Origin of the sequence: Variovorax pasteuri, assembly GCF_051216435.1 — a bacterium.
Classification (GTDB): domain Bacteria; phylum Pseudomonadota; class Gammaproteobacteria; order Burkholderiales; family Burkholderiaceae_C; genus Variovorax.
Genome location: NZ_JBPJZS010000008.1, coordinates 200,743 through 225,099, shown reverse-complemented (window position 1 = coordinate 225,099; position 24,357 = coordinate 200,743). Strand labels below are relative to the sequence as shown.

23 protein-coding genes are annotated in these 24,357 nt (G+C 69.6%); 9 read left to right on the top strand and 14 right to left on the bottom strand.

Features of this window, described 5'->3' with window-relative positions; translation table 11 throughout:
* Positions 1-69: 69 nt before the first annotated feature.
* Positions 70-1,311, bottom strand: a complete 1,242-nt coding sequence (locus tag ACSFBM_RS26010; protein ID WP_435486986.1) for a pyridoxal-phosphate-dependent aminotransferase family protein — start codon at positions 1,309-1,311, stop codon at positions 70-72.
* A 120-nt stretch (positions 1,312-1,431) separates the two neighbouring features.
* On the opposite strand from ACSFBM_RS26010, the gene ACSFBM_RS26005 reads away from it, so the two are divergent.
* The 5 genes from ACSFBM_RS26005 to ACSFBM_RS25985 all read left to right on the top strand — a co-directional run bounded on the left by ACSFBM_RS26005 (position 1,432) and on the right by ACSFBM_RS25985 (position 7,290).
* Positions 1,432-2,127 carry a GntR family transcriptional regulator gene (locus tag ACSFBM_RS26005; protein WP_435440272.1) on the top strand — a complete coding sequence of 232 codons (696 nt, stop codon included), beginning with the start codon at positions 1,432-1,434 and terminating at the stop codon, positions 2,125-2,127.
* Positions 2,128-2,222: 95 nt separating this feature from the next.
* Entirely contained in the window at positions 2,223-2,378 is a 156-nt protein-coding gene (locus ACSFBM_RS26000; protein WP_435486985.1) for a hypothetical protein, read from the top strand.
* 10 nt (positions 2,379-2,388) lie between these two features.
* Positions 2,389-5,466, top strand: coding sequence for an FAD-binding and (Fe-S)-binding domain-containing protein (locus ACSFBM_RS25995; protein WP_435486984.1), 3,078 nt, complete (start codon positions 2,389-2,391; stop codon positions 5,464-5,466).
* A 58-nt stretch (positions 5,467-5,524) separates the two neighbouring features.
* Positions 5,525-6,757: a YbfB/YjiJ family MFS transporter gene (locus ACSFBM_RS25990; protein ID WP_435486983.1), complete on the top strand. Its 1,233-nt coding sequence runs from the start codon at positions 5,525-5,527 to the stop codon at positions 6,755-6,757.
* Positions 6,754-7,290 carry a methylated-DNA--[protein]-cysteine S-methyltransferase gene (locus ACSFBM_RS25985; protein ID WP_435486982.1) on the top strand — a complete coding sequence of 179 codons (537 nt, stop codon included), beginning with the start codon at positions 6,754-6,756 and terminating at the stop codon, positions 7,288-7,290. The genes ACSFBM_RS25990 and ACSFBM_RS25985 overlap by 4 nt, the downstream gene beginning before the upstream one ends.
* A gap of 50 nt (positions 7,291-7,340) precedes the next feature.
* Here the strand turns inward: ACSFBM_RS25985 and ACSFBM_RS25980 are convergent, their stop codons facing one another.
* From ACSFBM_RS25980 to ACSFBM_RS25945, 8 genes are read right to left on the bottom strand one after another with little or no spacing between them, the layout of a single operon-like run.
* Positions 7,341-8,387 (bottom strand): ABC transporter permease, encoded by a 1,047-nt coding sequence (locus ACSFBM_RS25980; protein ID WP_435486981.1) that lies wholly within the window; start codon positions 8,385-8,387, stop codon positions 7,341-7,343.
* On the bottom strand, positions 8,384-9,889 hold the full coding sequence (locus ACSFBM_RS25975) for a sugar ABC transporter ATP-binding protein (protein ID WP_435486980.1): 1,506 nt from the start codon (positions 9,887-9,889) through the stop codon (positions 8,384-8,386). The genes ACSFBM_RS25980 and ACSFBM_RS25975 overlap by 4 nt, the downstream gene beginning before the upstream one ends.
* A gap of 44 nt (positions 9,890-9,933) precedes the next feature.
* The gene (torT, locus tag ACSFBM_RS25970; protein WP_435486979.1) at positions 9,934-11,016 is read right to left on the bottom strand and encodes a TMAO reductase system periplasmic protein TorT; all 1,083 of its coding nucleotides are present in this window, start codon (positions 11,014-11,016) and stop codon (positions 9,934-9,936) included.
* Positions 11,017-11,071: 55 nt separating this feature from the next.
* Complete coding sequence (locus tag ACSFBM_RS25965) at positions 11,072-12,049, bottom strand: 5-oxoprolinase subunit C family protein (RefSeq protein WP_435486978.1); 978 nt, start codon at positions 12,047-12,049, stop codon at positions 11,072-11,074.
* Positions 12,039-12,950: a 5-oxoprolinase subunit B family protein gene (locus ACSFBM_RS25960; protein ID WP_435486977.1), complete on the bottom strand. Its 912-nt coding sequence runs from the start codon at positions 12,948-12,950 to the stop codon at positions 12,039-12,041. The genes ACSFBM_RS25965 and ACSFBM_RS25960 overlap by 11 nt, the downstream gene beginning before the upstream one ends.
* Positions 12,947-14,362, bottom strand: a complete 1,416-nt coding sequence (locus ACSFBM_RS25955; protein ID WP_435486976.1) for an acetyl-CoA carboxylase biotin carboxylase subunit — start codon at positions 14,360-14,362, stop codon at positions 12,947-12,949. Before ACSFBM_RS25955 ends, ACSFBM_RS25960 begins: the two co-directional genes overlap by 4 nt.
* Positions 14,363-14,366: 4 nt before the next feature.
* Positions 14,367-14,615: an acetyl-CoA carboxylase gene (locus ACSFBM_RS25950; RefSeq protein ID WP_435486975.1), complete on the bottom strand. Its 249-nt coding sequence runs from the start codon at positions 14,613-14,615 to the stop codon at positions 14,367-14,369.
* Positions 14,616-14,660: 45 nt separating this feature from the next.
* Entirely contained in the window at positions 14,661-15,443 is a 783-nt protein-coding gene (locus ACSFBM_RS25945; protein WP_435486974.1) for a 5-oxoprolinase subunit PxpA, read from the bottom strand.
* A gap of 241 nt (positions 15,444-15,684) precedes the next feature.
* Between ACSFBM_RS25945 and ACSFBM_RS25940 the strand changes: the two genes are divergently transcribed.
* Complete coding sequence (locus tag ACSFBM_RS25940) at positions 15,685-16,611, top strand: LysR family transcriptional regulator (RefSeq protein ID WP_435440260.1); 927 nt, start codon at positions 15,685-15,687, stop codon at positions 16,609-16,611.
* 9 nt (positions 16,612-16,620) lie between these two features.
* Here the strand turns inward: ACSFBM_RS25940 and ACSFBM_RS25935 are convergent, their stop codons facing one another.
* Positions 16,621-17,841 (bottom strand): MFS transporter, encoded by a 1,221-nt coding sequence (locus ACSFBM_RS25935; RefSeq protein ID WP_435486973.1) that lies wholly within the window; start codon positions 17,839-17,841, stop codon positions 16,621-16,623.
* A 91-nt stretch (positions 17,842-17,932) separates the two neighbouring features.
* Complete coding sequence (locus ACSFBM_RS25930; protein WP_435486972.1) at positions 17,933-18,877, bottom strand: LysR family transcriptional regulator; 945 nt, start codon at positions 18,875-18,877, stop codon at positions 17,933-17,935.
* 117 nt (positions 18,878-18,994) lie between these two features.
* Between ACSFBM_RS25930 and ACSFBM_RS25925 the strand changes: the two genes are divergently transcribed.
* Positions 18,995-19,852: an NmrA family NAD(P)-binding protein gene (locus tag ACSFBM_RS25925; RefSeq protein ID WP_435486971.1), complete on the top strand. Its 858-nt coding sequence runs from the start codon at positions 18,995-18,997 to the stop codon at positions 19,850-19,852.
* Between the two features lie 16 nt (positions 19,853-19,868).
* Here the strand turns inward: ACSFBM_RS25925 and ACSFBM_RS25920 are convergent, their stop codons facing one another.
* Entirely contained in the window at positions 19,869-20,756 is an 888-nt protein-coding gene (locus ACSFBM_RS25920) for a LysR substrate-binding domain-containing protein (RefSeq protein ID WP_435486970.1), read from the bottom strand.
* A gap of 78 nt (positions 20,757-20,834) precedes the next feature.
* On the opposite strand from ACSFBM_RS25920, the gene ACSFBM_RS25915 reads away from it, so the two are divergent.
* Positions 20,835-22,037 (top strand): MFS transporter, encoded by a 1,203-nt coding sequence (locus ACSFBM_RS25915; protein ID WP_435486969.1) that lies wholly within the window; start codon positions 20,835-20,837, stop codon positions 22,035-22,037.
* Positions 22,034-22,663 carry a pyridoxamine 5'-phosphate oxidase family protein gene (locus tag ACSFBM_RS25910; protein WP_435486968.1) on the top strand — a complete coding sequence of 210 codons (630 nt, stop codon included), beginning with the start codon at positions 22,034-22,036 and terminating at the stop codon, positions 22,661-22,663. Before ACSFBM_RS25915 ends, ACSFBM_RS25910 begins: the two co-directional genes overlap by 4 nt.
* Before the next feature lie 43 nt (positions 22,664-22,706).
* On the opposite strand, the gene ACSFBM_RS25905 is transcribed toward ACSFBM_RS25910, so the two are convergent.
* Together ACSFBM_RS25905 and ACSFBM_RS25900 are read right to left on the bottom strand one after the other, a co-directional pair.
* Positions 22,707-22,865: an HHHH-motif protein gene (locus tag ACSFBM_RS25905; RefSeq protein WP_435486967.1), complete on the bottom strand. Its 159-nt coding sequence runs from the start codon at positions 22,863-22,865 to the stop codon at positions 22,707-22,709.
* Positions 22,866-23,028: 163 nt separating this feature from the next.
* Positions 23,029-24,327, bottom strand: a complete 1,299-nt coding sequence (locus ACSFBM_RS25900) for an MFS transporter (protein ID WP_435486966.1) — start codon at positions 24,325-24,327, stop codon at positions 23,029-23,031.
* Positions 24,328-24,357 lie beyond the last annotated feature (30 nt).

Below are 24,357 nucleotides of genomic sequence, written 5' to 3'. Positions count from 1 at the left end.
GGCAAGGCGGCCGCCGCATCGTTCGAGCGATGCGCTGCGGCCTGTGTGCTGTCTTTGGAGGTGAGGGCGCTAGGCCGCCTTCTGCAGCGCGGCAGGCGCGGCATGGCTCGCGAAATGGTCCATCGCCGCGTGCACGCCGCTGCCGGCCAGCTTGATGCCCGTGAGCTTCATGCCCATCTCGACGCCCGCGACCATGGCCACCAGCGTCAGGTCGTTGCTGTCGCCCAGGTGGCCCATGCGGAACATGCGGCCCTTGAGCTTGCCCAGGCCCGTGCCCAGCGACAGGTCGAAGCGCTGGTGGATCAGCCGGCGCAGCGCATCGGCGTCGACCCCCTCGGGCGTGATGACGCCGGTGAGCACCGGCGAGTACACGGCCGGGTCCGCGCACTGAATGGGCAGGCCCCAGGCATTGACCGCGGCCCGCACGCCCGCGGCCCAGCGCTGGTGCCGCGCGAAAACGTTGTCCAGCCCTTCGCCCAGCAGCATGTCGAGCGATTCCGAAAGGCCATAGAGCAGGTTGGTGTTGGGCGTGTAGGGCCAGTAGCCGTCCTTGTTCATCTCGACGATTTCGCTCCAGTCCCAGAAGGCGCGCGGCAGCCTGGCGTGCTTGGCGGCGTCGAGTGCGCGCGGCGAGAGCGCGTTGAAGCTGATGCCCGGCGGCAGCATCAGGCCCTTCTGCGAGCCGCTGACGGTCACGTCCACGCCCCATTCGTCGTGCCGGAAATCGGCGCTCGCCAGGCCCGAGATGCTGTCGACCAGCAGCAGGGCGGGGTGGCCCGCCGCGTCGATGGCCTTGCGCACCGAGGCGATGTCGGAGGTGACGCCGGTGGAGGTCTCGTTGTGCACCACGCACACGGCCTTGATCTTCTTCTCGGTGTCCTTGCGCAGGCGCGCCTCGATGAGTTCGGCCTGCACGCCACGGCGCCAGCCGGGCGCATTCGGCAGTTGCGCGTCGGTGCCGGCGAACGAGAGGAATTCGGTCGACAGGCCCAGGCGCGTGGCCATCTTCTGCCACAGCGAGGCGAAGTGGCCGGTCTCGTACATGAGCACGTGGTCGCCGGGGCTCAGCGTGTTGGCGAGCGCGGCCTCCCACGCGCCGGTGCCAGAGGCGGGGTAGATCGCGACCGGGTGCCTGGTCTTGAACACCTGCTGGATGCCGCCCAGCACCTTCAGCCCCAGCGTGCCGAACTCGGGCCCGCGGTGGTCGATGGTGGGCAGGCTCATGGCCCGCAGGATGCGGTCGGGCACCGGGCTCGGGCCTGGAATCTGGAGGAAGTGGCGGCCGGTGGGATGGATGTCGAGTTGCAGCATGGACTGTCCTTTCGCTTTTCAGTTTTGCATTCAAAATTCATTTTTGCTTGGTGGTTTACCCTTAATCCGCGAGGTTGTAGCGCTCATTTTTTGCATTCAAAATGCAATCAAGGAAAAACCATGACTGCCGAAATCATCGAAATCTCCAGGCTCGCGCTGCACGACCAGGTGGCCTCGCGCCTGCGCACCATGCTGGTCGAAGGGCGCATCGCGCCCGGCGCCAAGCTCAACGAGCGCGAGCTGTGCCTGCAGCTGGCCGTGTCGCGCACGCCGCTGCGCGAGGCCATCAAGCTGCTCGCGGCCGAAGGGCTGGTCGACTTGCTGCCCAACCGCGGCGCGGTGGCGGTGAAGCTCACCGAGGCCGACGTGCTCAACACCTTCGAGGTGCTGGCCATGCTCGAGGGCATGTCGGGCGAGCTGGCCGCCAGGCGCATCACCGACGAAGAACTGGCCGAGGTGCGCGCGCTGCACTACGAAATGATGGCCTGCTTCTCGCGGCGCGACCTGTCGGGCTACTACCGGCTGAACGCGCGCATCCACACCGCCATCAACGACGCGGCGGCCAACCCGGTGCTGTCGAACACCTACCGCTCCATCAACGCCCGCGTGCAGTCGCTGCGCTTTCGCACCAACCAGAACGAGGCCAAGTGGAAGCACGCGGTGCAGGAGCACGAACAGATGATCGACGCGCTGGCCGCGCGCGACGCCGCCGCCATGCGCAAGGTGCTGGTGGCGCACGTGCTGCGCAAGCGCGACACCGTGCTGGAGCTGCTGCGCGCCGGCGAGATCTATCCCCAGGCCACCCAGGCGAACTGACACCACCACCATGCGCATCGATCCCGCCAGCCACATGCAGCCAGCCGGAACCGTTCTTCCGCCCAACGCAGAACGAGGCCAAGTGGAAGCACGCGGTGCAGGAGCACGAACAGATGATCGACGCGCTGGCCGCGCGCGACGCCGCCGCCATGCGCAAGGTGCTGGTGGCGCACGTGCTGCGCAAGCGCGACACCGTGCTGGAGCTGCTGCGCGCCGGCGAGATCTATCCCCAGGCCACCCAGGCGAACTGACACCACCACCATGCGCATCGATCCCGCCAGCCACATGCAGCCAGCCGGAACCGTTCTTCCGCCCAACGACACCTGCGAGCTGCTCGCGCGCCGCCTGCGCACCGACACGCAAGGCGAGGTGCTGTTCGACGACGCTTCGCGCGGGCGCTACGCCACCGACGCGTCGATCTACCAGATCACGCCGGTCGGCGCCTTCGTGCCGACCAACGAGCGCGACATTGCCACCGCCATCGACATCGCGCGCGACCTGAAGGTGCCGGTGCTCGCGCGCGGCGGCGGTACCAGCCAGTGCGGGCAGACGACGGGCGCGGCGCTGGTCATCGACAACAGCAAGCACTTTCGCCGCGTGCTCGAGGTGAACGTGGAGGAGGGCACCGCCACGGTGGAGCCCGGCCTGGTGCTCGACCACCTGAACGCGCAGCTCAAGCCGCACGGCCTGTGGTATCCGGTGGACGTGTCGACCAGCGCGCAGGCCACGCTGGGCGGCATGGCGGGCAACAACTCGTGCGGGTCGCGCTCCATCGCCTACGGGAACATGGTGCACAACGTGCTGGGCGCGAGCGCGTGGCTGTCGAACGGCGAACTGGTCGACTTCGGGCCGGTCGGTTCGCTCGGCGTGCGCGCCGCGGGCATCGCGCAGTTCGTGCGCGGCCTGGCGCGCCAGCACCGCGAGCAGATCGCCGAGCACTGGCCCAAGGTGATGCGCCGCGTGGCGGGCTACAACCTGGACATCTTCGACAACCAGAGCGAGCGCCCCTACACCGCCGACGGCAGCGTGAACCTGGCGCACCTGCTCATCGGTGCCGAAGGCACGCTGGCCTACACGCGCAGTCTGAAGCTCAAGCTCGCGCCGCTGCCGCGCGCCAAGGTGCTGGGCATCGTCAACTTCCCGACCTTCCATGCGGCCATGGACGCGGCGCAGCACATCGTCAAGCTGGCGCCCACGGCGGTGGAACTGGTCGACCGCACCATGATCGAGCTGAGCCTGGCCAACCCGGCCTTCAAGCCCACGGTGGAAACCGCGCTCATCGGCAAGCCGGCGGCCATCCTGCTGGTGGAGTTCTCGGGGGCGGACAAGGCCGCATTGCTGCCGCAGCTCAGGCAGCTGGTCGAGCTGATGGGCGACCTCGGCCTGCCGGGCAGCGTGGTCGAGATGCCCGACGATGCGCGCCAGAAGAACCTGTGGGAGGTGCGCAAGGCGGGCCTGAACATCATGATGAGTCTGAAGGGCGACGGCAAGCCCGTGAGCTTCATCGAAGACTGCGCCGTGCCGCTCGAACACCTGGCCGAGTACACCGACGCGCTGACCGAAGTGTTCGCCAGGCACGGCAGCCGCGGCACCTGGTATGCGCATGCCTCGGTCGGCACGCTGCACGTGCGGCCGATTCTCGACATGCGGGTGGACGGCGCCACCAAGATGCGCGCCATCGCCGAAGAGGCCAGCGCGCTGGTGCGCAAGTACAAGGGCGCCTTCAGCGGCGAGCACGGCGACGGCCTGTGCCGCGGCGAATGGATCGAGTGGCAGTTCGGCCCGGCCATCAACGAGGCCTTCCGCGCCATCAAGCACAGGCTCGACCCCATCGGCCTGTTCAACCCCGGCAAGATCATCGACCCGCCGCGCATGGACGACGGCGCGCTGTTCCGCTTTGCGCCGCCCACCGCACCCAAGCCGTACCGCCGCATCGAACTCAAGCCCGTGCTCGACTGGTCGGCCTGGAACGTCAATGCCGACCCGGTGACCGAAGCGACCACCGCGCCGGGCACCGGCGGCGACACCACCGGCGGCCTGGCCAAGGCCGTGGAGATGTGCAACAACAACGGCCACTGCCGCAAGTTCGACGCCGGCACCATGTGCCCCAGCTACCGCGTGACGCGCGACGAGCAGCACCTGACGCGCGGTCGCGCCAACACGCTGCGCCTGGCGCTCTCGGGCCAGCTGGGCCCCGACGCCTTCACCAGCGAGGCCATGCACGACACCATGGACCTGTGCGTCGGCTGCAAGGGCTGCAAGCGCGACTGCCCCACGGGCGTGGACATGGCGAAGATGAAGGTCGAGTTTCTCGACCACTACAAGAAGCGCCACGGCCACACGCTGAAAGACAGGCTGGTGGCGAACCTGCCCGACTACGCCCACAAGGCCAGCCGCATGCCCTGGCTGCTGAACCTGCGCAACAGCGTGCCCGGCGCGGCATGGCTCGGCGAAAAGCTGCTGGGCTTTTCGGCGAAGCGCTCGCTGCCCGCGTGGCGCAGCGACACCTTCTGGCGCGCCACGGCCAACGAGCCCGGCCTGTTCGTCGAGCGCGACGTGGCGCTGGCTGTCGCGCGGCGCGGCGGCAAGGCGGCGGTGCTGTTCGTCGACACCTTCAACGGCACTTTCGAGAGCGAGAACGCCTTCGCCGCCGCGCGCGTGCTGCAGGCCGCGGGCTACGTGCTGCACACGGTGGAAAAGCGTGGCGGGCACCACTGCTGCGGGCGCACCTTCCTGGCCAGCGGCATGGTCGAACAGGCCAAGGAAAAGGCCGAGGCGCTGATCGATGCGCTGCTGCCGCTCGCGCGGGCCGGCGTGCCCATCGTCGGGCTGGAGCCGTCGTGCCTGCTCACGCTGCGCGACGAAACACTGGCGATGGGCTTCGGCGAAAAAGCCGAGATCGTGGCCAGGCATGCGCTGCTGTTCGAGGAATTCATCGCGCGCGAGATCAAGCTCGGCCGCTTCGAGCTGGCGCTGAAGCCCGCGACCCAGCCCATCCTGCTGCACGGCCACTGCCACCAGAAGGCTTTCGGCGCGGTGAGCCCGGTGATGGAGGTGCTCCAGCTCATTCCGGGCGCGAAGCCCGAACTGATCGAGAGTTCGTGCTGCGGCATGGCCGGCAGCTTCGGCTACGAGGCCAGCCATTTCGAGGTGTCGATGCAGATGGCCGAGGCCAGCCTGCTGCCGGCCATCCGCAAGCAGCCCGACGCCATCGTGGTGGCCGACGGCACCAGCTGCAGGCACCAGATCGGCGACGGCGCGCAGCGCGAGGCGGTGCATGTGGCGGTGCTGCTGGAGCGGCATCTGCTGCACAGCGACCCGGTGGCCGACGCGGCTTGAACGGGTTGCCCTGCGCGATGGGGCAGGGTGCCGCAGAATAGGCGCCGCCCCTTTCCCGATGTCGACCACGTTCCCTTCCACCGCCCCCGTGCAGCCCACGCTGCGGCTTGCCTTTGCGCTCTCGATGGGCGCGGCCGTGTCGCTGGGCATCACCCGTTTCGCCTACGGCCTGCTGTTGCCGCCGATGCGCGCCGACCTGGGCTGGAGCTACGCGCTGGCAGGCGGCATGAACACGGCGAACGCGGTCGGCTACCTGATAGGCGCGTTGATCACGCCGGCGCTCATGCGGCGCTTCGGCGTCACGCGGCTGCTGGTGGTGGGCGCGGTGCTGGCCAGCGTCTTCATGGCGGGCAGCGGCTTCGTCACGGCCGCGCCGGCCTTGCTGCTGCAGCGCCTGCTGGCCGGCGTGGCCAGCGCCTGGGTGTTCGTGGCGGGCGGGCTGCTGGCCGCGCGGCTCGGCGAGGCCGACGCAAGAAGCGGATCGTCGCGCGGTGGCCTGCTGCTGGGCATCTACTACGGCGGCACCGGCTTCGGCATCCTGCTGTCGGCGCTGCTCGTGCCGCAGGTGTTGAAGGCCGCGTCCGACGTGCCGCATGGCTGGGCCTGGGCGTGGTGGGCGCTGGCCATGGCCAGCGTGGCGGCGACCTGCCTGCTGGCCTGGGCCGGGCGGGCCATGCCGATCAGCCCGTCGCATCCGGCGCGGGCGGCCGCAACGGGCACCGCACCCCCGGTGGCGCTGCGCCGCTTCGGCTGGGCGCTCGCGGGCTATGCGCTGTTCGGCATGGGCTACATCGGCTACATGACCTTCGTGATCGCGCTGCTGCGCGAGCAGGGCGCCAGCGCCTCGTTCGTCACGTTGTTCTATGCCTTGCTGGGCATCGCCTGCGTGGCCTCGTCGCGGCTGTGGGCCGGATTGCTCGACCGCTACCGCGGCGGGCAGCCCCAGGCGCTGCTGAACGGCCTGCTGGGCGTGGCCACGCTGTTGCCGGTGTTGAGTTCGTCCGCCCCCGTGGCGCTGATTTCGGGCGTGCTGTTCGGCGGTGTGTTCCTGTCGGTGGTGGCCTCGACCACCGCGCTGGTGCGCCACAACCTGCCGTCCGAGCGCTGGGCGCAGGGCATCAGCATGTTCACCATCGTCTTCGCGCTCGGGCAGATCGTCGGGCCGACGGTCACGGGCTGGATCTCCGACGGACCGGGCGGCCTGGCGCGCGGCCTGGTGGCTTCGGCCATCGCGCTGTGGCTCGGTGCGGTGCTGGCATCGCGCCAGCATGCGCTGCAGGAGCCGCAATGAGCGGCTTCGCCTTGTTCGAGACATCCATCGGCATGTGCGCGCTGGCGTGGGGACCGCAGGGCCTGGTCGGCGTGCAACTGCCCGCGGACGATGGCGAGCCGGCCACGCGCTCGCGCATGAAGCAGCGCTTTGCGGATCTGGACGAAGGCCCGCCGAACGAGATGGCGCAACGTGCCATCGCGGCCATCCAGGGCCTGCTGCAGGGCGTGCACGACGACCTGATGCACATCGAGCTCGACATGCGCGGCGTGTCGGCCTTTCACCAGCGCGTCTATGCCATTGCGCGGCGCATTCCGCCGGGGCAGACGCGCACCTACGGCGAGATCGCGCAGGAACTCGGCGACAAGACCCTGTCGCGCGCCGTGGGCCAGGCCATGGGCCACAACCCCTTCGCCCCCGTGGTGCCGTGCCACCGCGTGCTGGCCGCGGGCAACAAGCCCGGTGGCTTTTCAGCGGGCGGCGGCGCCCTGACCAAGCTGCGCATGCTCGCCATCGAGGATGCGCGGCCGAACGGCATGGCCTCGCTGTTCTGACGCCGGCGCTGCCTAGTGCCTGCGCGGGCCTTGTATTGGGTGCGCGGCGTTCACTGGCTGGCGCGCGCGCCCATGCGGTGGCGCAGCTGGTCGGCCACCACGGCCACGATCAGCAGCACGCCCAGCACCACCATCTGCAGGTAGGAGCCGACGCTGGCCAGGTTCATGCCGTTCTGCACCAGTCCGATGAAGATGGCGCCCATCACCACGTTGGGCACGCGGCCGATGCCGCCGCGCAGGCTCACGCCCGCGATCACGCAGGCCGCGATGGACTCCAGCGCCACCGTGCCGCCCAGGTTGGCCTCGCCGGTTTCCACGCGCGCCGTGAGCAGCAGGCCGCTCACGGCCGCAAGGCCGGCGCACAGCAGGTAGGCCATCAGCAGCACGCGGCGGGTGTCGATGCCCGAGAGCGCCGCCGCCTTGGCGTTGCCGCCCACTGCCAGGAGGTGCGTGCCGGTGGGCATGCGCGCCATGAGCACGCCCATGCCGGCCACGCACGCGGCAGTGACCGCTATCGGTATCGGAATGCCCAGCAGCGTGCCGAAGCCGAACAGCTCGCTGAACGCGGCGGGCATGCCTGACACCGGCACGCCGCCCGTGAGATACAGCGCAAAGCCGAAGCCGATCGACTGCACGCCCAGCGTCACGATGAAGGGCGACACACCGATGAACGCCACGCCGATGCCGTTGATGAGGCCCACCGCGAGGCCCGCGAGCAGCCCGCAGGCGCACCCGGCAATCACCACCACCCAGGTCGCGTCGGGCAGGGCGGCACCGAAGGCCTGCATGGCGAGTGCCGAGACCACCGAGGTGATGGCCATCACCGTGCCCACCGAGAGGTCGAAGCCGCCCGTGACCAGTGCCAGCATCTGGCCCATCGACACGAGGATCAGGTACACCGACTGGCGCAGCAGGTTCACCAGGTTCTGCACCGTGAGGAACTGGTCCGACAGCGTGCTGAACACCACGAAGGCGATGAGCAGCATGAAGGGCAGCACGCCCAGCCTCAGGAACAGGTCGCGCAGCAGGCCGAGGGCACGCCCCCCCGGGCCGGAAGGGGTCGGCGCCGCGGCGGCAACGGTGGAAGACGGAGTCATGGCTTTCTTTCGCTGGAACCGAAAAACAGATTGAGCACGGCGCTCTCGCGGATGGCATCGCCCTGCAGCTCGCCGGCAATTTCGCCGCGGCACATCACGTAGACGCGGTGGCTCAGGTGCAGCACCTCGGGCAGGTCGGAGGAGATGACGACCACCGCCGCGCCGCTTTCGCAGAGCGTGCGGATCACCTGGTACAGCGCGCTGCGCGTGCCGATGTCCACGCCCACCGTGGGCTCGTCGAACACATAGAGCGCGGCTTCGCGCGTCATGCCCTTGCCGAACAGCACCTTCTGCTGGTTGCCGCCCGATAGCAGGCCCACCGGGCGATCGAGGTTGCGCGGCGCGAGCGCCACGCGCTCGGCCGCCGTGGCCGACAGCCTGCGGCCCAGCCGCCTGCGCAGCCAGCCGCCGCGACCGCGCAGCGGCCCGTGCACCAGCGGCAGCGTGATGTTGGCGCGCGACGTGAAGCCGAGCACCAGCCCTTCGCCCTTGCGGTCGGGCGGCAGATAGAACAGGCCCTCGTCGAGCAGCTGGCGCACCCTGGCGCCCGTGCGCGGCTGGCCCTTGAACAGCACGCGGCCCTCGCTCACCGCGTCGAGCCCGTAGATCGCGCGAAACAGCTCCGACTTGCCGCAGCCCACCAGGCCCGCGAGCCCGACCACTTCGCCGCGCCGCACCGTGAGGCTCGCGCGGCGCACGCCGTTGGGCGAGCTCAGGCCTTCCACCTGCAGCATCACCTCGCCGGGGTTGCTGGCGATGTGCGGGTAGATCTGCGAAATGGCGCGTCCGCTCATCAGCTCGATCAGCCGGTCGGCGCTGGTTTCGCGGGATTGCACCGTCGTCACCTTGCGGCCGTCGCGCAGCACGGTGATGCGGTCGGCGATCTGTGCAATCTCCTGCATGCGGTGCGAGATGTAGACGATGCCCACGCCGCGCGCCTTCAGCCGCGCGACCAGTTCGAACAGCCGCTGTGTCTCGGTGTCGGTGAGCGAGGCGGTGGGCTCGTCGAGGATCAGCACCGACACCTCGCCGCGCAGGCCCTTGGCGATTTCCACCATCTGCTGCTGCGCGCGCGACAGGCCGGAGACGGGCGCGTCCACGTCGATCTCGAAGCCCAGGTCGGCCAGCATCGTTCGGGCGCGCTCGCGCACGGCGGTGCGGTCGAGCAGGCCCGCCTTGCGCGGCTCTTCGCCCAGGCTCAGGTTCTGCGCCACCGAGAGCGTGGGAACGAGCGAGAACTCCTGGAACACCGCGCTGATGCCGTGGCGCCGCGCGTCGTGCACGTTGGAGAACCGCACCGGCGCGCCGTGCATGCGGATCTCGCCGGAAGTCGGCACGTTGGCGCCGGCCAGCAGCGAGATCAGCGTGGACTTGCCGGCCCCGTTCTCGCCGAACAGCACGTGCACTTCGCCGGCGCGCAGCTCGAAGTCCACCCCGTCGAGCGCCAGCACGCCCGGATAGCGCTTGCCCAGCCCGACGGTCTGCACAAGGAGCGGCTGCATGGGCGGCGGAATGACCGGCGGAATGACCGACGACACGGCGAGGCCTACTTGACCTCGAACACCGGCTTGAAGCCCGGCGGCGGCAGGATGTCGTCGAGCTTCACAGACTTGATGTTGCCGCTGTCGACCACGAAGATCTTCGGGCCCACGTGCTTCACCACGTCCTTGTTCTCGAGCAGGCGCACGGCCTGGTCGACCGCGATGCGGCCCTGCACCACCATCGAGTCGGCCGGGGAGGCCACGATCCGGCCCTTCTGGATGCCGTCATACACGCCCGGCGTCATGTAGAAGGACAGCACCTGAACCTTCTTTTCGAGGTTGCGCGAGCGCAGGATGCCGGTGGCGGCCTCGGCCGTCACCGCGGTGCCGGCCACGTAGGCGAGGTCGGGGTTGGCCTGGAGCACGTCCTCGACCAGCTTGCTCTGCGCCTCCTTGCCGGTGTCGCCGTACTTGGGGTCGAGCACCACCACGGCGCTGCCCTTGACCGCGTCCATGAAGCCCTTGTGCGCGGCCTCGACCCAGCCGGCGCCGGCCGGGCCCGGGAACCAGCCGACCTTGACCGCGGCCGAGCCGGCCGGGTGCTTCCTGGCGAGGTACTCGCCGGTCGAGTGGCCCATCGTGTAGAACGACACGAGCGACTTGGCCGACAGGTCGGGCGAGTTGATGCCGTTCACCAGGTCGATCACCGGCACCTTCTTCGCGGCCGTGGCCTTGATGACGTTGTTGAGCCCGTCGCCTGAAATCGCGCCGATGATCACCGCGTTGGCGCCGCGCGCCACGCAGTCCTCGATCTGCGAGACCTGCTTGGCGAGGTTGGTGTAGCCGCCCGCGTCGACCACCTGCAGCTTCACGCCCTGGCGCCGGGCCTCCTCGATCACGCCGTAGTCCACGCCCAGCCAGTAGGCGTCCTTCATGTGCGGGAACGACACGCAGATGTCCCACTTCTTCGAGGCCTTGGCCAGCGGCGTGTAGTCGATGGGCTTCTTGGCGCCCTCGGCCGAGAAGGCGGGCTCGGTGGCCTCGGCCTTGTAGGGAAACCAGTCGGCGGCCGAGGCACCGGTGTGCCACAGCAGGGCGGCGCCGAGCGAAGCGGCGATCAGGGAAACGCGCAGGGGCGAGCTGTTCATGAAGAACTCCTAGGTGGGCAACAGAGAGAAAAGGAAAAGGGAAAGCGGCGGCGGTTCAGGGCGCGAGCGCGGCCCGCAGGCGGGCGATGCGTTGTCGTCGCTCGGCGCGCGCTTCCAGCGCCTGGGCCATGTCGACCTCGACGAAGCGCGCCTTGTGGTTGGGCTGCATCTGGGCGATGAGGTCCATGTCCGCGCTGATCACGGTGCCGACCATGGCGTAGCCGCCGCCCGACACCGCGTCGCGGTGCAGGATGATCGGCTCGCGTCCGCCCGGCACCTGGATCGAGCCGTAGGGGTAGCCCGCATCGACGATGTTCGATGGATCGGCGCCTGCGCCGAAGGGCGGCTTGCGTTCCAGGAACGCCAGCGGCGTGCCGTTCTTGTAGCGGTAGCCGATGCGGTCGGCCTCGGAGCCGACGGTCCAGGTGTCGGCGAAGAAGCTGCGCACCGACACCTCCTGCAGCCGGTGAAAGTAGATGCCGGGCAGCACGCGCAGGGTCACTTCCTTCGCAAGCACCGGCAGCAGCGCAGCGTCGACCTTGCGCCCCGGCTTGGCCGTGGAAGAGGGTGCGCCGACCGGCAGCCGGTCGCCCGCCAGCAGCTTGCGGCCGTTGAAGCCGCCGAAGGCGCCCAGCCCGTAGGTGGAGCGGCTGCCGAGCACCACCGGCACGTCGATGCCGCCGGCCACCGCGATGCACATGCGGGCGCCGAGCTTCATGAAGTCGAAGCCCAGTGTGTCGCCGGCCTGCACCGCGAACGATGCATTGCGCGGCGCTTCGGTGCCGTTGAGCCTGACCTTGGCCTCGGCCCCGGTCACGGCGACGATGGCCGGCGCGTCGAAGCGCAGCTCGGGCCCGAGCAGCGTGCTCTCGATGACCGCCGCGCCCTCGTCGTTGCCCACCAGCAGGTTGGCCAGCACCAGGCTTTGCTGGTCGAGCGCGCCCGACAGCGGAATGCCCAGGTGGTAGTAGCCGGGTCGGCCCGCGTCCTGCACGCTGGTTGCGAGGCCGGGCTTGAGTACTTCAATGGCCATGGAGCACCTTCAGCAGCTGCCGGTTGTAGCCGTCGGGATCGGCCAGGAATTCGTCGAGCGAGAACGACACGGGTTCGATGCGCAGCGTGTACGTGCCGGCGTCCACCTGCGCCACCAGCCGGTCGTACTCGGCGCGGTCGATGGGCTTCCACTTGACGATGTCGCCGGGGCGGAAGAACACCATCAGCTCCTTCAGGTACGACAGGCGCTGCGCCGGGTCGAAGATGGGCGCGGGCGTGACGCCGAACATCTGGTAGCCGCCCGCGCCGCGCACCGAGTAGATGCAGCTGAAGCAGCCGCCGTGGCCCAGCGTGAGCCGGGGCGTGTCGGTGCGCGGGCTCAGGTACTTGGGCACCTGGATCTGCCGCTCGCGCTCGACCATCTGGAACAGGAAGGGCAGGCCGGCCACGAACCCGACCATCGACACGAACCACGGCGCGCCCGAATGCGCGGCGATGAAGGCGTCGACCGAGGCATGGCCGTTGATGCGCGCGGCGTACTCGATGTCGGTGCTCGACGGGTCCTGGTGCCGCTCGCGAAAGCGCATCAGCGTTTCGTGGGTCCACGGGTCGTTGTAGAGCACCGGTACCTCGACGATGCGGGTCTGCATGTGCAGGTCCGCATCGCCCAGGCCGGCCTCGATGTCCTTCAGCGCGGCGAGCAGCACGTCGGGCACGATCAGGTCGGGGTCGAAGCGCACGAGGTAGGCCGCGTTGGCGGGGCAGATCTCGGTGACGCCCGCGATCTCGCCCGCGTCCACGCGGCGGCGCAGTTCGTTGCAGATGGCCATGCCCTTGAAGAAGGCGGGCAGCGACATTTCCTCGCTGATCTCGACGAACAGGTGCTCGTCGCCGCCGAAGCTGTAGCGGGCTTGCGCGGGCAGTGTGGTGTGGGCGGTCATGCGGGCACCTTCGGGCTTGGCTGGACAACGGGCGGGAGAGGCGCAGCATCGGCCAGCGGGTTCTCCGCAAGCCAGGTCTCCAGAAAGCCGGTGTGGAAGGCGGCCCGGGCGACGTCCGCGTCCTCGCACAGCGCGCGGTGCAGCGCCACCGTCGTGTGGATGCCTTCCACCTTGAGCTCGCCGAGCGCGCGCCGCATGCGGGCGAGCGCGCTGGCGCGGTCGGTGTCGTGCACGATCAGCTTGCCCAGCAGCGAGTCGTAGTAGGCCGGCACGGTGTAGCCGGGATACAGCATGGTGTCGAAGCGCACGCCCGGGCCGCCCGGCACCACCAGCTGCGACACCAGCCCCGGGCTGGGCATGAAGTTCTTCGCGGCGTTCTCGGCGTTGATGCGCACCTCGATGGCCGCGCCGTTCAGGCGAATGTCCTCCTGCTTCAGGCGCAGCGGCTGGCCCAGCGCGATGCGCAGCATTTCCTTCACGAGGTCGACGCCGGTGACCATCTCGGTGATCGGGTGCTCTACCTGGATGCGGGTGTTCATCTCGATGAAGAAGAACTCGCGCGTGTCGTCGTCGTACAGGTACTCGAGCGTGCCCGCGCCGCGGTAAGCCACGGCACGGGCCAGGCGCAGCGCCGATTCGCACAGCGCGGCACGGGTGGCTTCGTCGATGGCGGCCGAAGGCGCTTCTTCCCAGACCTTCTGGCGCCGGCGCTGCAGCGAGCATTCGCGCTCGAAGCAGTGCACCACGCGCTGTCCGTCGCCCAGGATCTGCACCTCGATGTGGCGCGCCCGGCGGATGAAGCGCTCCAGGTACACCTCGCCGTTGCCGAAGGCGGCCTGCGCCTCGGCGGTGGCGGTGGCGAACTGCTGGCGCAGCTCGGCCGCGTCGTGCGCCACGCGAATGCCGCGCCCGCCGCCGCCGGCCGAGGCCTTGATCATGATCGGGTAGCCGATGTCCTTGGCCACCTCGACGGCCGTCTCGGGGTCGCTCACCACGCCCGCGCTGCCCGGCACGGTGGGCACGCCGGCCTTCATGGCGGCGGCGCGCGCGGCGGCCTTGTCGCCCATGGTGCGAATGGCGTGCGGCGTGGGGCCGACGAACACCAGGCCCGCGGCCTCGATGCGTTCGGCGAAGGCGGCGTTCTCCGAGAGAAAGCCATAGCCGGGATGCACCGCGCCGGCGCCGCTGTCGGCGGCGGCCTGCAGGATGGCGTCGACGTTCAGGTAGCTTTTGGTGGCGTGCGCGGGGCCGATGCGCACGGCCTCGTCGGCCATTCGCACGGCCAGGCTCTGCGCGTCGGCGTCGCTGTACACGGCGACCGTTTTCAGGCCGAGCTCTTTCGCGGCGCGGATGATGCGCACCGCGATCTCGCCGCGGTTGGCGATCAGCAGTTTGTCGAATGCGGGGGTCATGGGCTCAGGCGGTCTCGATGACGGCCAGCACCTGGCCGGGGTCGACCGGATCGGCGTTCTCGACCGCGAAACGCACCAGCCGCCCGGCCGCGTCGGCCGTGACCTCGCTGAACTGCTTCATCACCTCGACCAGGCCCAGCACGTCGCCGACGGCCACCGTGTCGCCTTCGGCCTTGAACAGCGGCGCGTCGGGCGCCGATCGGCGGTAGAAGGTGCCCGGCAGCGGGCTCAGGACTTCATGGGTAGCGGACATCGATGCACTCCTGGAACAACAAGAACGGGAACGAAAGCAGAAAACTCACGCGGCGGCGGCCAGCCCGGCCAGCCCTGCCACCTGGATGCCGTGGTCGGCCAGCGCGCGCCGCGTGGCCTGCACCAGCGCCAGCGCGCCGGGCGTGTCGCTGTGGATGCAGACCGAATCGAAGCCGATAGCAACATCCTTGCCTTCGACGGTGCGCACCAGGCCTTCGGTGCAGGCGCGCAGCACCTTGGCGGCCACCGCGTCGGGGTCGAGCGCGCCGACGCGGCGGGTGAATACGATGGCGCCGCTCAGGTCGTAGTCGCGGTCGGCATAGAACTCGCGCACCACCGGCTGGCCCATGTCGCGCGCCACCTGGAAGGTGAGCGAGGCTTCCATGCAGAACAGGCGCAGCGTGGGTTCGATCCGCTGCAGGGCCGTGACCAGTGCGCGCGACAGCGCCTCGTCGCGCGCCGCATGCATGTAGAGCGCGCCGTGCGGCTTGATGTGCTGCAGCCGCAAGCCTTCGAGCCGCGCGAATTCACGGAGGGCGCCCAGCTGGTAGACCATGTCGTTGACCAGCTCGTCGGCCGGCGCGTGGATGTGGCGGCGGCCAAAGCCGACCAGGTCGCGAAAGCCCGGGTGCGCGCCGATGGCCACGCCGTGCTCCCGGGCCAGCGCGACCATCCTGCGCATGATGTTCGGGTCGCCGGCATGGAAGCCGGTGGCAATGTTGGCCGAGCTGATCAGCGGCATGAGCTGCTCGTCGACGCCATCGCCGATGGTCCAGGGACCGAAGCCTTCGCCCATGTCGGAGTTCAGATCGATCAGCGTTTTCTTCACGGAGCGCAGCCTTTGGTTCGTGGGCACCGCCGAAAGGGCGGTGCGGGACGAAACGAAGATTAGTGAGCGGCCTTCGTGCTGGAAAGCATTGTTTTCAGGCGGCCCGGTATCTGAAAAACAGATGCTGCAATGTGGCGGATGGGGCGCTACGCTGGAGGGGCGCGATTTCGCGATATCGGGTTTGCGCCTGGCGCCGGCCGCCGGCAGCACCGCCCGCAATACACCCCGGGAAGCCTTCACCATGTCCCTGACCCTGCGCCAGCTCAAGTACTTCTCGGCCGTGGCCGAGGCCGGGCGCATTTCGCATGCGGCCCTGCAGCTCAACATCTCGCAGTCGGCCGTGACCACGGCCATCCGCGAGCTGGAGGACATGATGGGGCGGCAGCTGTTCGAGCGGCATCCCCACGGCGTGGAACTCACCAAGGCGGGACGGCGCTTTCTGAGCCATGCGTATGCGGTGCTGGCTGCGGCCGACGAGGCGCTGCGCATGCCGCACGAGGGCGCGAGCGTCGAGGGCTCCATCACCGTGGCCGCGAGCTACACGGTGCTGGGCTACTTCCTGCCGCACCACCTGCAGCGCTTCGAGCAGCTGCATCCGCAGGTCACGGTGAAGGTGCACGAGGTGGCGCGCGAGGCCATCGAGGAGGGGCTGATCACCCAGCGCTACGACCTGGGCGTGATGCTGACGTCGAACGTGGTGCTGCGCGAGCTGTCGCTCGAAACCTTCTTCGGCTCGCCGCGCCGGCTGTGGGTGCCGGCCAAGCACCCGTTGCTCGACAAGGCCGAGGTGACGCTGGCCGACGTGGCGGCCGAGCCCTACATCATGCTCACGGTGGACGAGGCCGCGGCCACCGCGCTGAAGTACTGGAGCAAGACGCCGCTGCAGCCCAAGGTGCGGCTGCGCACGAGCTCGGTGGAGGCGGTGCGCAGCACGGTGGCCAACGGGCTGGGCGTGACGGTGCTGTCGGACATGGTGTACCGGCCCTGGTCGCTGGAGGGCAAGCGCATCGAGACGATCAACCTGCGCGACACGGTGCCGACGATGAACATCGGGCTGGGCTGGAAGCAGGGCATCGAGTTCTCGCCGGCCATGACGGCGTTTCGCGAGTACTTCCGCCAGCAGTTCCTGGAGCCCGCGTCGGCGCGGCAGGTGCGCAGCCGCGCCTGAGGGCACCGCTCACGCAGCAGCCACCGGCAGCCGGTGCAGCGCCGCGATGCGCGAGGCGAAGATGATCGCGGCCTGCAGCACGAAGCCCGCCAACGCCAGCAGCAGGCAGGCCGGCTCGCCCCACGCGGCACCGACCGCGCCGCCCAGCGCCGCGCCTGCAGGCCGCGCACCGGTGTTGATCGTCAGGAACACGGCCGACACGCGGCCCAGCATGGTCGCCGGCGCGACGCTCTGGCGCAGCGTGGTCGAGGTGATGGTCCACACCATCGGCCCCGCGCCGAACAGGAAGAACGACAGCGCGGCCAGCGCGGCGCTCGGCACCACGAGCGTGGCGGCCATGGTCGCCGCCGCGAGCACGGCGACCGCGGGCCCGACCTGGATCGCGCGGCCGAACGGCAGCCGTGCCACGACACGCGCGGTCAGCAGCGCGCCGGCGACCATGCCCGCGCCGTACATCGCCAGCGTGAAGCCGACCGCCTGCGCGCCCAGCCCCAGCACCCGCACCGCATAGGGCACGTAGCCGGCCTGCAGCACGAACCACGAGACGTTGAAGACGGCACCGGTCATCAGCATGGGGCGCAGCAGCGCGTGCCGCCAGACGAACTGCGCGCCGTCGCGCAACTCCAGCAGCGGATGCCGCCCCGTGGCGGGGGCGCGCGGCGCTTCGGCCAACCGCCACAGCAGCCCCACGGCCGCGACCGACAGCACGGCCGCCAGCACGAACGCGGCCGGCGCGCCCGCCCAGGCCACCAATGCACCCGCGAGCGCCGGGCCGGCCGTGAACGCCGCGCTGCGCGCCAGTTCCAGCCGCCCATTGGCCGCTGCCAGCGACGCCCGGGGCACCAGCGAAGGCACCAGCGCGGGCGCGGCGACGCTGAAGCCGACGGTGCCGACGGCGCCCAGAAAGCCGAGCACCGCCAGCCAGCCGATGCCCAGCTGCGACGCGAGCAGCAGCGCAAGGAGTACCAGCAGCGACACGGCCCGCAAGGCCTCGGCCGCCAGCATCAGCGTGCGGCGCGACATGCGGTCCGCGAGCAGGCCCATCGGCATGGAGACCAGCAGGAAGGGCAGCGTCTGCACGGCCGCCAGGAACCCGATCTCGCCCGGCCCGGCGCCGAGCGCGAGCACCGCGACCAGGGGCACGGCCGCCAGGCTCAGCTGCTCGGCGGACTGGGCCGCGAGGTTGGACCACGCGAGTTGAAGAAAAGGACGGGGCAGGGCGGTGGACATGCGATGAAGGGGCGCTGGGGAAAAAACCCATCTTCAGGTTCCATCCGCATGCGCGCTGGCCGTTTGCGGACCTGCGAGCATCGCGCGCCCGTCAGCGCGGGGGCCTGGCTTTGCGCGCCGGCGACGCCGCCGGCGGTGGTGCGGTGGCCTCGATCACGAAGTCGATGAAGGCGCGCACCTTCGCGGCCGGCAGGTGGCGCGACGGGTACAGGGCGTAGAGCGGAAAGCGCTCGTCGGGCCAGTCGGGAAACAGGTCGACCAACTCACCGCTGTCGAGCTGCGGCTGGATGCCCACGGCCTTGATCTGCGCCACGCAGATGCCCGCCAGCGTGGTCGCGAGCACGGTGCCGGGGTCGGTCAGCAGCAGCCGCCCGGTGGTCGGCACCTTCAGCAGCTTGCGCCCGCGCTGGAACTCCCATGCATAGGGCTGGCCGGTGGCCGGGTTGCGCACCTGCAGGCAGGCGTGGCCGACCAGGTCCATCGGCTTGGCGGGACGGCCGTGGCGCGCCAGGTAGGCGGGCGTCGCGACCGTGACGACGCGCGAGTCCATCAGCTTGCGCGACACCAGCGAGGACGAGGGCGGCTCGCCGAAGCGCACGGCGATGTCGAAGCCTTCGCCCACCAGGTCGCCGAGCTGGTCGCGCGCGACCAGTTCCAGCGACAGCTCGGGGTAGAGCGCGAGAAAGCGCGGCAGGTGGGGCGCCAGCAGCAGGCGCGAGGTGAAGGCGTCGGTGTTCACGCGCAGCCGGCCGCGCACCGTGCCGGATGCGCCCGAGGCGATCGTCACCGCGTCCTCGATGCCCAGCACCAGCGGGTTGATGTTGGCGTAGAGCAGCCGGCCTTCGTCGGTGAGGTTCAGCGAGCGCGTGGTGCGGTCGAACAGGCGCACGCCGATGCGCGCCTCCAGCCGGGCAATGGCGCGGCTCACGCCCGACGGCGTGAGGCCCAGCGCCGTGGCGGCGCTGGCGAAGCTGCCGCCCTCGACCACGGCGGCCAGCACGCTGACGTTGGAGAGGAGTCGTCCGTCGAGAGTCATCGGGTGTCGTGCGGAAATTGGTGATTTGGTGTCATGAATGATATGCCTTGAGGTCGCTTTACTCAAAGGCGAACGGTTTCTAGCATTCCAGCCATCGCAATCGAAAAGGAAGATCTCATGTACGCAATCACCGGAATCACCGGCAAGGTCGGCGGCGCCGCCGCACGCCATCTGCTCTCGCTGGGCCTGCCCGTTCGCGCCGTGGTGCGCGACGCCGCCAAGGGCCGGTTGTGGTCCGACCAGGGCTGCGAAGTCGCGCTGGCCGACATGGAAGACGCCGAGGCCCTGACGCGCGCCTTCACCGGCGTGGCGGGCGCCTTCGTGCTGCCGCCTTCGGAGTTCGACCCGCAGCCCGGTTTTCCGGAGGCGAGGGCGGTCATTGCCGCGGTGCGGCAGGCGCTCGACGCGGCCCGGCCGGCGCGCGTGGTGTGCCTGTCGACCGTCGGCGCCCAGGCCGCGCAGCCGAATCTGCTGAGCCAGCGCACGCTGATGGAAGAGGCGCTGGCCGCGCTGCCGCTGCCGGTGAGCTTCCTGCGGCCCGCGTGGTTCCTGGAGAACCTGGCCTGGGACATTGCGCAGGCGCGAGAGCAGGGGGTGCTTTCGAGCTACCTGCAGCCGCTGGAGCGCGCCGTGCCGATGGTCGCCACGGCCGACGTGGGCCGGGTCGCGGCGCAGTTGCTGGTGCAGGAGGGCAGCGTGCCGCGCTTCGTCGAACTGGAAGGGCCCGAGCGGCTGAGCCAGCACGACATTGCGGCCGCGCTGTCGACGGCGCTGGGCCGGCCCGTGCGCGCCGAGGCGGTGCCGCGCGAGAACTGGGGCGCGATCTTTCGTGCGCAGGGCATGCGCGACCCGGTGCCGCGCATCCAGATGCTCGACGGCTTCAACGAGGGCTGGATCGCTTTCGAGGGCGGCGATGCGACGGTGCGCAAGGGCTCGGTCGGCGTGGCGCAGGTGCTGCGCGCACTGGCGGGCTGACCGGCTGACGGGCTGATCAGGTGGCCGAAGCCTGCATCTGCTCGAACCACTCGGCCACGTACGCCGCTTCCGGCGCGGCGTCGGGCGCCAGGCCGTAGTAGTAGCGGTCCAGCGTCATGCGCAGCGCGGGCAGCGGCGACTGCAGGCGGCCCGAGGCCAGGTCGTGCGCCACCAGCGAGGTCGGCGCCAGCGCGATGCCCAGGCCGTCGACCGCGGCCTGCAGCACGAAGTGCAGGTGGTCGAACTGCAGCCGGCCCGCCGGCCTCGCGCGCGGCGCGCCGAACTGCTTCTTCCAGGCGTCCCAGTCGTCCTTGCGCGTCTTGGCCGACAGCAGCACATGCGAGGCGAGCGAGCGCAGGTCCGCGAGCGGATGCGCACGGAACAACGCCGGTGCGCCGACGACCATGACTTCGTCTTTCAGGAACGGCCGCAGCGCGATGGAGGGCGGCCAGCCATCGCGCCCGCGGCGCACCGCGATGTCGAAGCTGCCCGTGGCCTGCTCGGGCATGACGGTGCTGGTGACCACCTGCGGCTCGATGTCCGGAAAGCGCTCGACGAACGAGGGCAGGCGCGGAATGAGCCACCGCACGGCAAAGGAGGGGCGCACGTTGATGCGCACCGCGCGGGCCACCCCTTGCGCCTGCAGCGCGCGCGCCGCCGCGCCGATCTGCGCCAGCGCGGGGTCGACCTCGGCGAAGAACTGCTGCCCCTCCGCAGTCAGTGCGACCTGCCGGACGCGCCGCTCGAACAGGGCGACACCCAGGAATTCTTCAAGGCTCTTGATCTGCCGGCTGACCGCGCTGTGCGTGACGTGCAGTTCGAGCGCGGCGCGCGTGAAGCTCAGGTGGCGCGCCGCCGCAGCGAAGGCGCGCACGGCGTTGAGGGGAGGCTCGCGGGACGGCATGTGTGCAATTTTCTCACGCATGGCGGGCGTTTATGTCGTTTGTCAGCCGGGCGTGCCGCGGCGCACCATCGGGGCTCGATGTCCAGCACCACACCCGCGTCACCGCCGATCCCCCAGATCCCCCAGATCCCTTCGCCCCCCCCGACATCCACCGACCTGAATTCGCGCCACGCGGCCATGGCGCTGGGCCTCTCGCTGCCGGCCGACGTGGTGCTTTACCTGCTGCTGCCGATGTACGCCAGCCAGTTCGGCGTGACGCTGGCCGAGGCCGGCATGCTGCTTGCGGCCAACCGGCTGGTGCGCATTGCGGGCTACGGCTTCGTGGCGCGGTTCTATGCACGCAACGGCGACCGGCTGACCTGCACCCTCGCCGTCCTGGCGGCCGCGGTCTGCGGGGTGGGCTATGCCACGCTGTCGGGTTTCTGGGCGCTGCTGCCGCTGCGGTTGACCTGGGGCCTGTGCTTCGCGGCGCTGAACCTGTCCACCCAGGCGCTGGCCACGGCCGACCCGGTGGGCGCGGCCCGGCGCAACGGCCGTTCGCGCGCCTTCATCGCCATGGGGCCGGTGCTGGCGCTGCCGCTGGGCGCGCTGCTGGCGCACTGGAGCGGGCCGCGCGCCGTCTTCGGCATCCTCGCGGTGTTCTCGCTGCTCGCGTGGTTCGTCACGCGGCGGCTGCCCGCAGTGCCGCATCCCGTGAGCAAGCCCACCAAGCGATTCAAGTGGCCCAACAGCCTCGACAGCTGGTCGTTCATGGAAGGGCTGGCGCTCGACGGGCTCTTCATCGTCGGCCTGTCGTACCTGGGCAAGGACCTGATGCCGGGCGGCGCGGTGATCGTGGCCGGCTTGCTGATGGCGCTGCGCTACCTCGCGGAGATCTTGCTGAGCCCGGTGGGCGGCCACATGGCGGAACGCTTCGGCGCCGAGCGGCTGCTGGTGTGGCTGTCGCTGGTCACGGCCATTGCGCTGGTCGGCTTCGGGCTGGGCTGGCTGTGGAGCTGCGCGGCGCTGATCGTGGTGCTGCGCGCCCTGCAACTGCCCTTGCTGCCGCCGATCGTGGCCCGCCGCACGCCCGGCCCTGAACGGGTGCAGGCGCTGGCGGCGCGATCGGTGTGGCGTGACATCGGCGCCGGCACCGGCCCGCTGATCGCCGGCCTGCTGTTGCCGGTGGCGTCGCCGCCGTGGATCTACGGCGTGGCCGCGCTGCTGCTGGCGCTGACGGCGCTGGCCTGCGGCTGGAGCGCGTCGCAACCCTCCGTCAACATCCAGGAACGAAGCACATGACCCCGTCGCATGCCTCCCACGCCATCGAAACCATTGCGCAGCTCGAAGCCCTGTTCGGCCAGCCCGGCGAGGCCTCGTTGAAGAAGGAGGTGCCGTACCTGCACCCGGCCTACCAGGCGCTGATTGCCGCATCGCCCTTCGCGGCGCTCGCCACCCTCGGTCCGGGCGGGCTCGACGTGTCGCCCCGCGGCGATCCGCCGGGCTTTGTCGCGGTGCAGGACGAGAAGACGCTGCTCATGCCCGAGCGGCGCGGCAACAACCGCATCGACAGCCTGCGCAACATCGTGGCCGACCCGCGCGTGGCGCTGCTGTTCCTGATTCCAGGCGTGGGCGAGACGCTGCGGGTGAACGGCAGGGCGCAGATCACGGTCGAGCCGGCGCTGCTGGCGCGCTTTGCCATGGAGGGCAAGCCGCCGCAATGCGTGATCCGCATCCGCGTGGACACGGTGTTCTTCCAGTGCGCCCGGGCGATCCAGCGTTCGAAGCTGTGGGCGCCACTGCCGCCGGAAGCCAGGCGCGAGGTGCCCACGCCGGGGGCCATCCTGTCGGCGCTGACCGAGTCGGCCTTCGACGGTGCGGCGTATGACAGGGAGTTGCCGGCGAGGCAACGCTCGACCCTGTATTGAAAAAGCCCGCTGGCGCGGGCTCTTAGTGGGTGCTGCCGGGCGATCAACGCACCCAGTGGCACACGCGGTGGTGATGGCGCGCGTCCCACTTGCACACCTTGTGCGGGCGGTGGTTGGGCGCTGCCGAGGCAATGCTGGGGGCCAGCACGGCCAGGCCGGCGAAAGCGAGGATGCTGGAGAGGATGAGCTGCTTGGTCTTCATGTGGTTCTTTCTAAGCAATGACATCGAGGGATGGGAGGTGCGTCTTTCAACGGGCGCCCCTGTAGAACGAGTCGAGCTCGGGTTCAGATGACGGCCGTTTACAAATTTGTCGCGAAAAATCTCGCGAAACATCTGGCGAAAAATCTCGCGGACAGCGACGCGCTCAGGCCCGACCGGCCGCCACGGCCTGCTCGGTGCGCGCGTCGTGGCCGATGATCAGCACCAGCGCGAACGCCACCACCGACAGCAGCGCCAGGAACACCACCGCATAGACGTCGTTGCCCATGCGGTCCTTCAGCGCGCCGAAGATCGTCGGGCCGATGTAGCCGCCCAGGTTGCCGATGGAGTTGATCCACGCAATGCCGGCCGCCGCCGCGGTGCCGCTCAGGATGGCCGTGGGCAGGGTCCAGAAGGTGGGCAATGCGCTGAAGATGCCGAAGGCGGCCAGCGTCACCGCGGCCATCTTCGGAATGGGCGCGCTGATCTGCGAGGCCAGCACCAGGCCCACGAAGATGCAGGCCAGCGGAATCAGCAGGAACCACTTGCGCTCCTTGCGGGCGTCGGAGGCACGCGTCCAGAACAGCATGGCGATGGCGCCGACCAGGTACGGAAAGGCGTTGATGAAGCCGATCTGCACGTTGCTCAGCCCGCCGAAGCCCTTGATGATCTGCGGCAGGAAGAAGCTCAGCCCGTACAGCGGCACGGTGATGCCCATGTACACGAAGCCCAGCCCGATCACGCGCAGGTTCAGGAGCGACTGCTTCCACGAGATCTTGTTGATCGACTCGCGGTTGCGGCGCTCCGAGTCGAGCGTGGTCTGCAGCCAGCTGCGTTCTTCGTCGGTGAGCCACTTCGCGTCCTTCGGGCCGTCGGGCAGGTAGGCCAGGATGAAGAAGGTCAGGATGAGCGAGGGAATCGCCTCCAGGATGAACAGCCACTGCCAGCCGTGCATGCCGCCGACGCCGTCCATGTTGAGGATGTAGCCCGAGATCGGCGAGCCGATGACCGTCGAGATCGGAATGGCGAACATGAACCAGCCCACGATGCGCGCCCGGTAGGCCGCCGGGAACCACAGCGTGATGTAGAAGATCACGCCCGGGAAGAACCCGGCCTCGGCAATGCCGAGCAGGAAGCGCACGATGTTGAAGCTGGTCGAGCCACCCACCCAGGCCTGCGCCGCGGACAGGATGCCCCAGCTGAACATGATGCGGGCGATCCAGCGGCGCGCGCCGAAGCGTTCCAGCGCCATGTTGCTGGGCACCTCGAACAGGAAGTACGCGAGAAAGAAGATGCCGGCCGCGCTGCCGAACACGGCGGCGGTGAAGCCCAGGTCCTTGGACATGGCCGCGCCGGCAAAGCCGAGGTTCACGCGGTCGAGGTAGGCGATGAAGTAGCTGACCATCAGCAGCGGCAAGAGCCGCCAGCTGATTTTCGAGATGGTTCTTTGTTCGACGGGGTTCACTGCATGTCTCCTGTTATGTAGGGGTTTTGT

Excerpts from the sequence above, each read along its gene's own strand:
- ACSFBM_RS26010 (WP_435486986.1), bottom strand. The coding sequence starts at position 1,311 with ATGCTGCAACTCGACATCCATCCCACCGGCCGCCACTTCCTCCAGATT.
- ACSFBM_RS26005 (WP_435440272.1), top strand. The coding sequence starts at position 1,432 with ATGACTGCCGAAATCATCGAAATCTCCAGGCTCGCGCTGCACGACCAG.
- ACSFBM_RS25995 (WP_435486984.1), top strand. The coding sequence starts at position 2,389 with ATGCGCATCGATCCCGCCAGCCACATGCAGCCAGCCGGAACCGTTCTT.
- ACSFBM_RS25990 (WP_435486983.1), top strand. The coding sequence starts at position 5,525 with ATGTCGACCACGTTCCCTTCCACCGCCCCCGTGCAGCCCACGCTGCGG.
- ACSFBM_RS25985 (WP_435486982.1), top strand. The coding sequence starts at position 6,754 with ATGAGCGGCTTCGCCTTGTTCGAGACATCCATCGGCATGTGCGCGCTG.
- ACSFBM_RS25980 (WP_435486981.1), bottom strand. The coding sequence starts at position 8,387 with ATGACTCCGTCTTCCACCGTTGCCGCCGCGGCGCCGACCCCTTCCGGC.
- ACSFBM_RS25975 (WP_435486980.1), bottom strand. The coding sequence starts at position 9,889 with ATGCAGCCGCTCCTTGTGCAGACCGTCGGGCTGGGCAAGCGCTATCCG.
- torT (WP_435486979.1), bottom strand. The coding sequence starts at position 11,016 with ATGAACAGCTCGCCCCTGCGCGTTTCCCTGATCGCCGCTTCGCTCGGC.
- ACSFBM_RS25965 (WP_435486978.1), bottom strand. The coding sequence starts at position 12,049 with ATGGCCATTGAAGTACTCAAGCCCGGCCTCGCAACCAGCGTGCAGGAC.
- ACSFBM_RS25960 (WP_435486977.1), bottom strand. The coding sequence starts at position 12,950 with ATGACCGCCCACACCACACTGCCCGCGCAAGCCCGCTACAGCTTCGGC.
- ACSFBM_RS25955 (WP_435486976.1), bottom strand. The coding sequence starts at position 14,362 with ATGACCCCCGCATTCGACAAACTGCTGATCGCCAACCGCGGCGAGATC.
- ACSFBM_RS25950 (WP_435486975.1), bottom strand. The coding sequence starts at position 14,615 with ATGTCCGCTACCCATGAAGTCCTGAGCCCGCTGCCGGGCACCTTCTAC.
- ACSFBM_RS25940 (WP_435440260.1), top strand. The coding sequence starts at position 15,685 with ATGTCCCTGACCCTGCGCCAGCTCAAGTACTTCTCGGCCGTGGCCGAG.
- ACSFBM_RS25935 (WP_435486973.1), bottom strand. The coding sequence starts at position 17,841 with ATGTCCACCGCCCTGCCCCGTCCTTTTCTTCAACTCGCGTGGTCCAAC.
- ACSFBM_RS25930 (WP_435486972.1), bottom strand. The coding sequence starts at position 18,877 with ATGACTCTCGACGGACGACTCCTCTCCAACGTCAGCGTGCTGGCCGCC.
- ACSFBM_RS25925 (WP_435486971.1), top strand. The coding sequence starts at position 18,995 with ATGTACGCAATCACCGGAATCACCGGCAAGGTCGGCGGCGCCGCCGCA.
- ACSFBM_RS25920 (WP_435486970.1), bottom strand. The coding sequence starts at position 20,756 with ATGCCGTCCCGCGAGCCTCCCCTCAACGCCGTGCGCGCCTTCGCTGCG.
- ACSFBM_RS25915 (WP_435486969.1), top strand. The coding sequence starts at position 20,835 with ATGTCCAGCACCACACCCGCGTCACCGCCGATCCCCCAGATCCCCCAG.
- ACSFBM_RS25910 (WP_435486968.1), top strand. The coding sequence starts at position 22,034 with ATGACCCCGTCGCATGCCTCCCACGCCATCGAAACCATTGCGCAGCTC.
- ACSFBM_RS25905 (WP_435486967.1), bottom strand. The coding sequence starts at position 22,865 with ATGAAGACCAAGCAGCTCATCCTCTCCAGCATCCTCGCTTTCGCCGGC.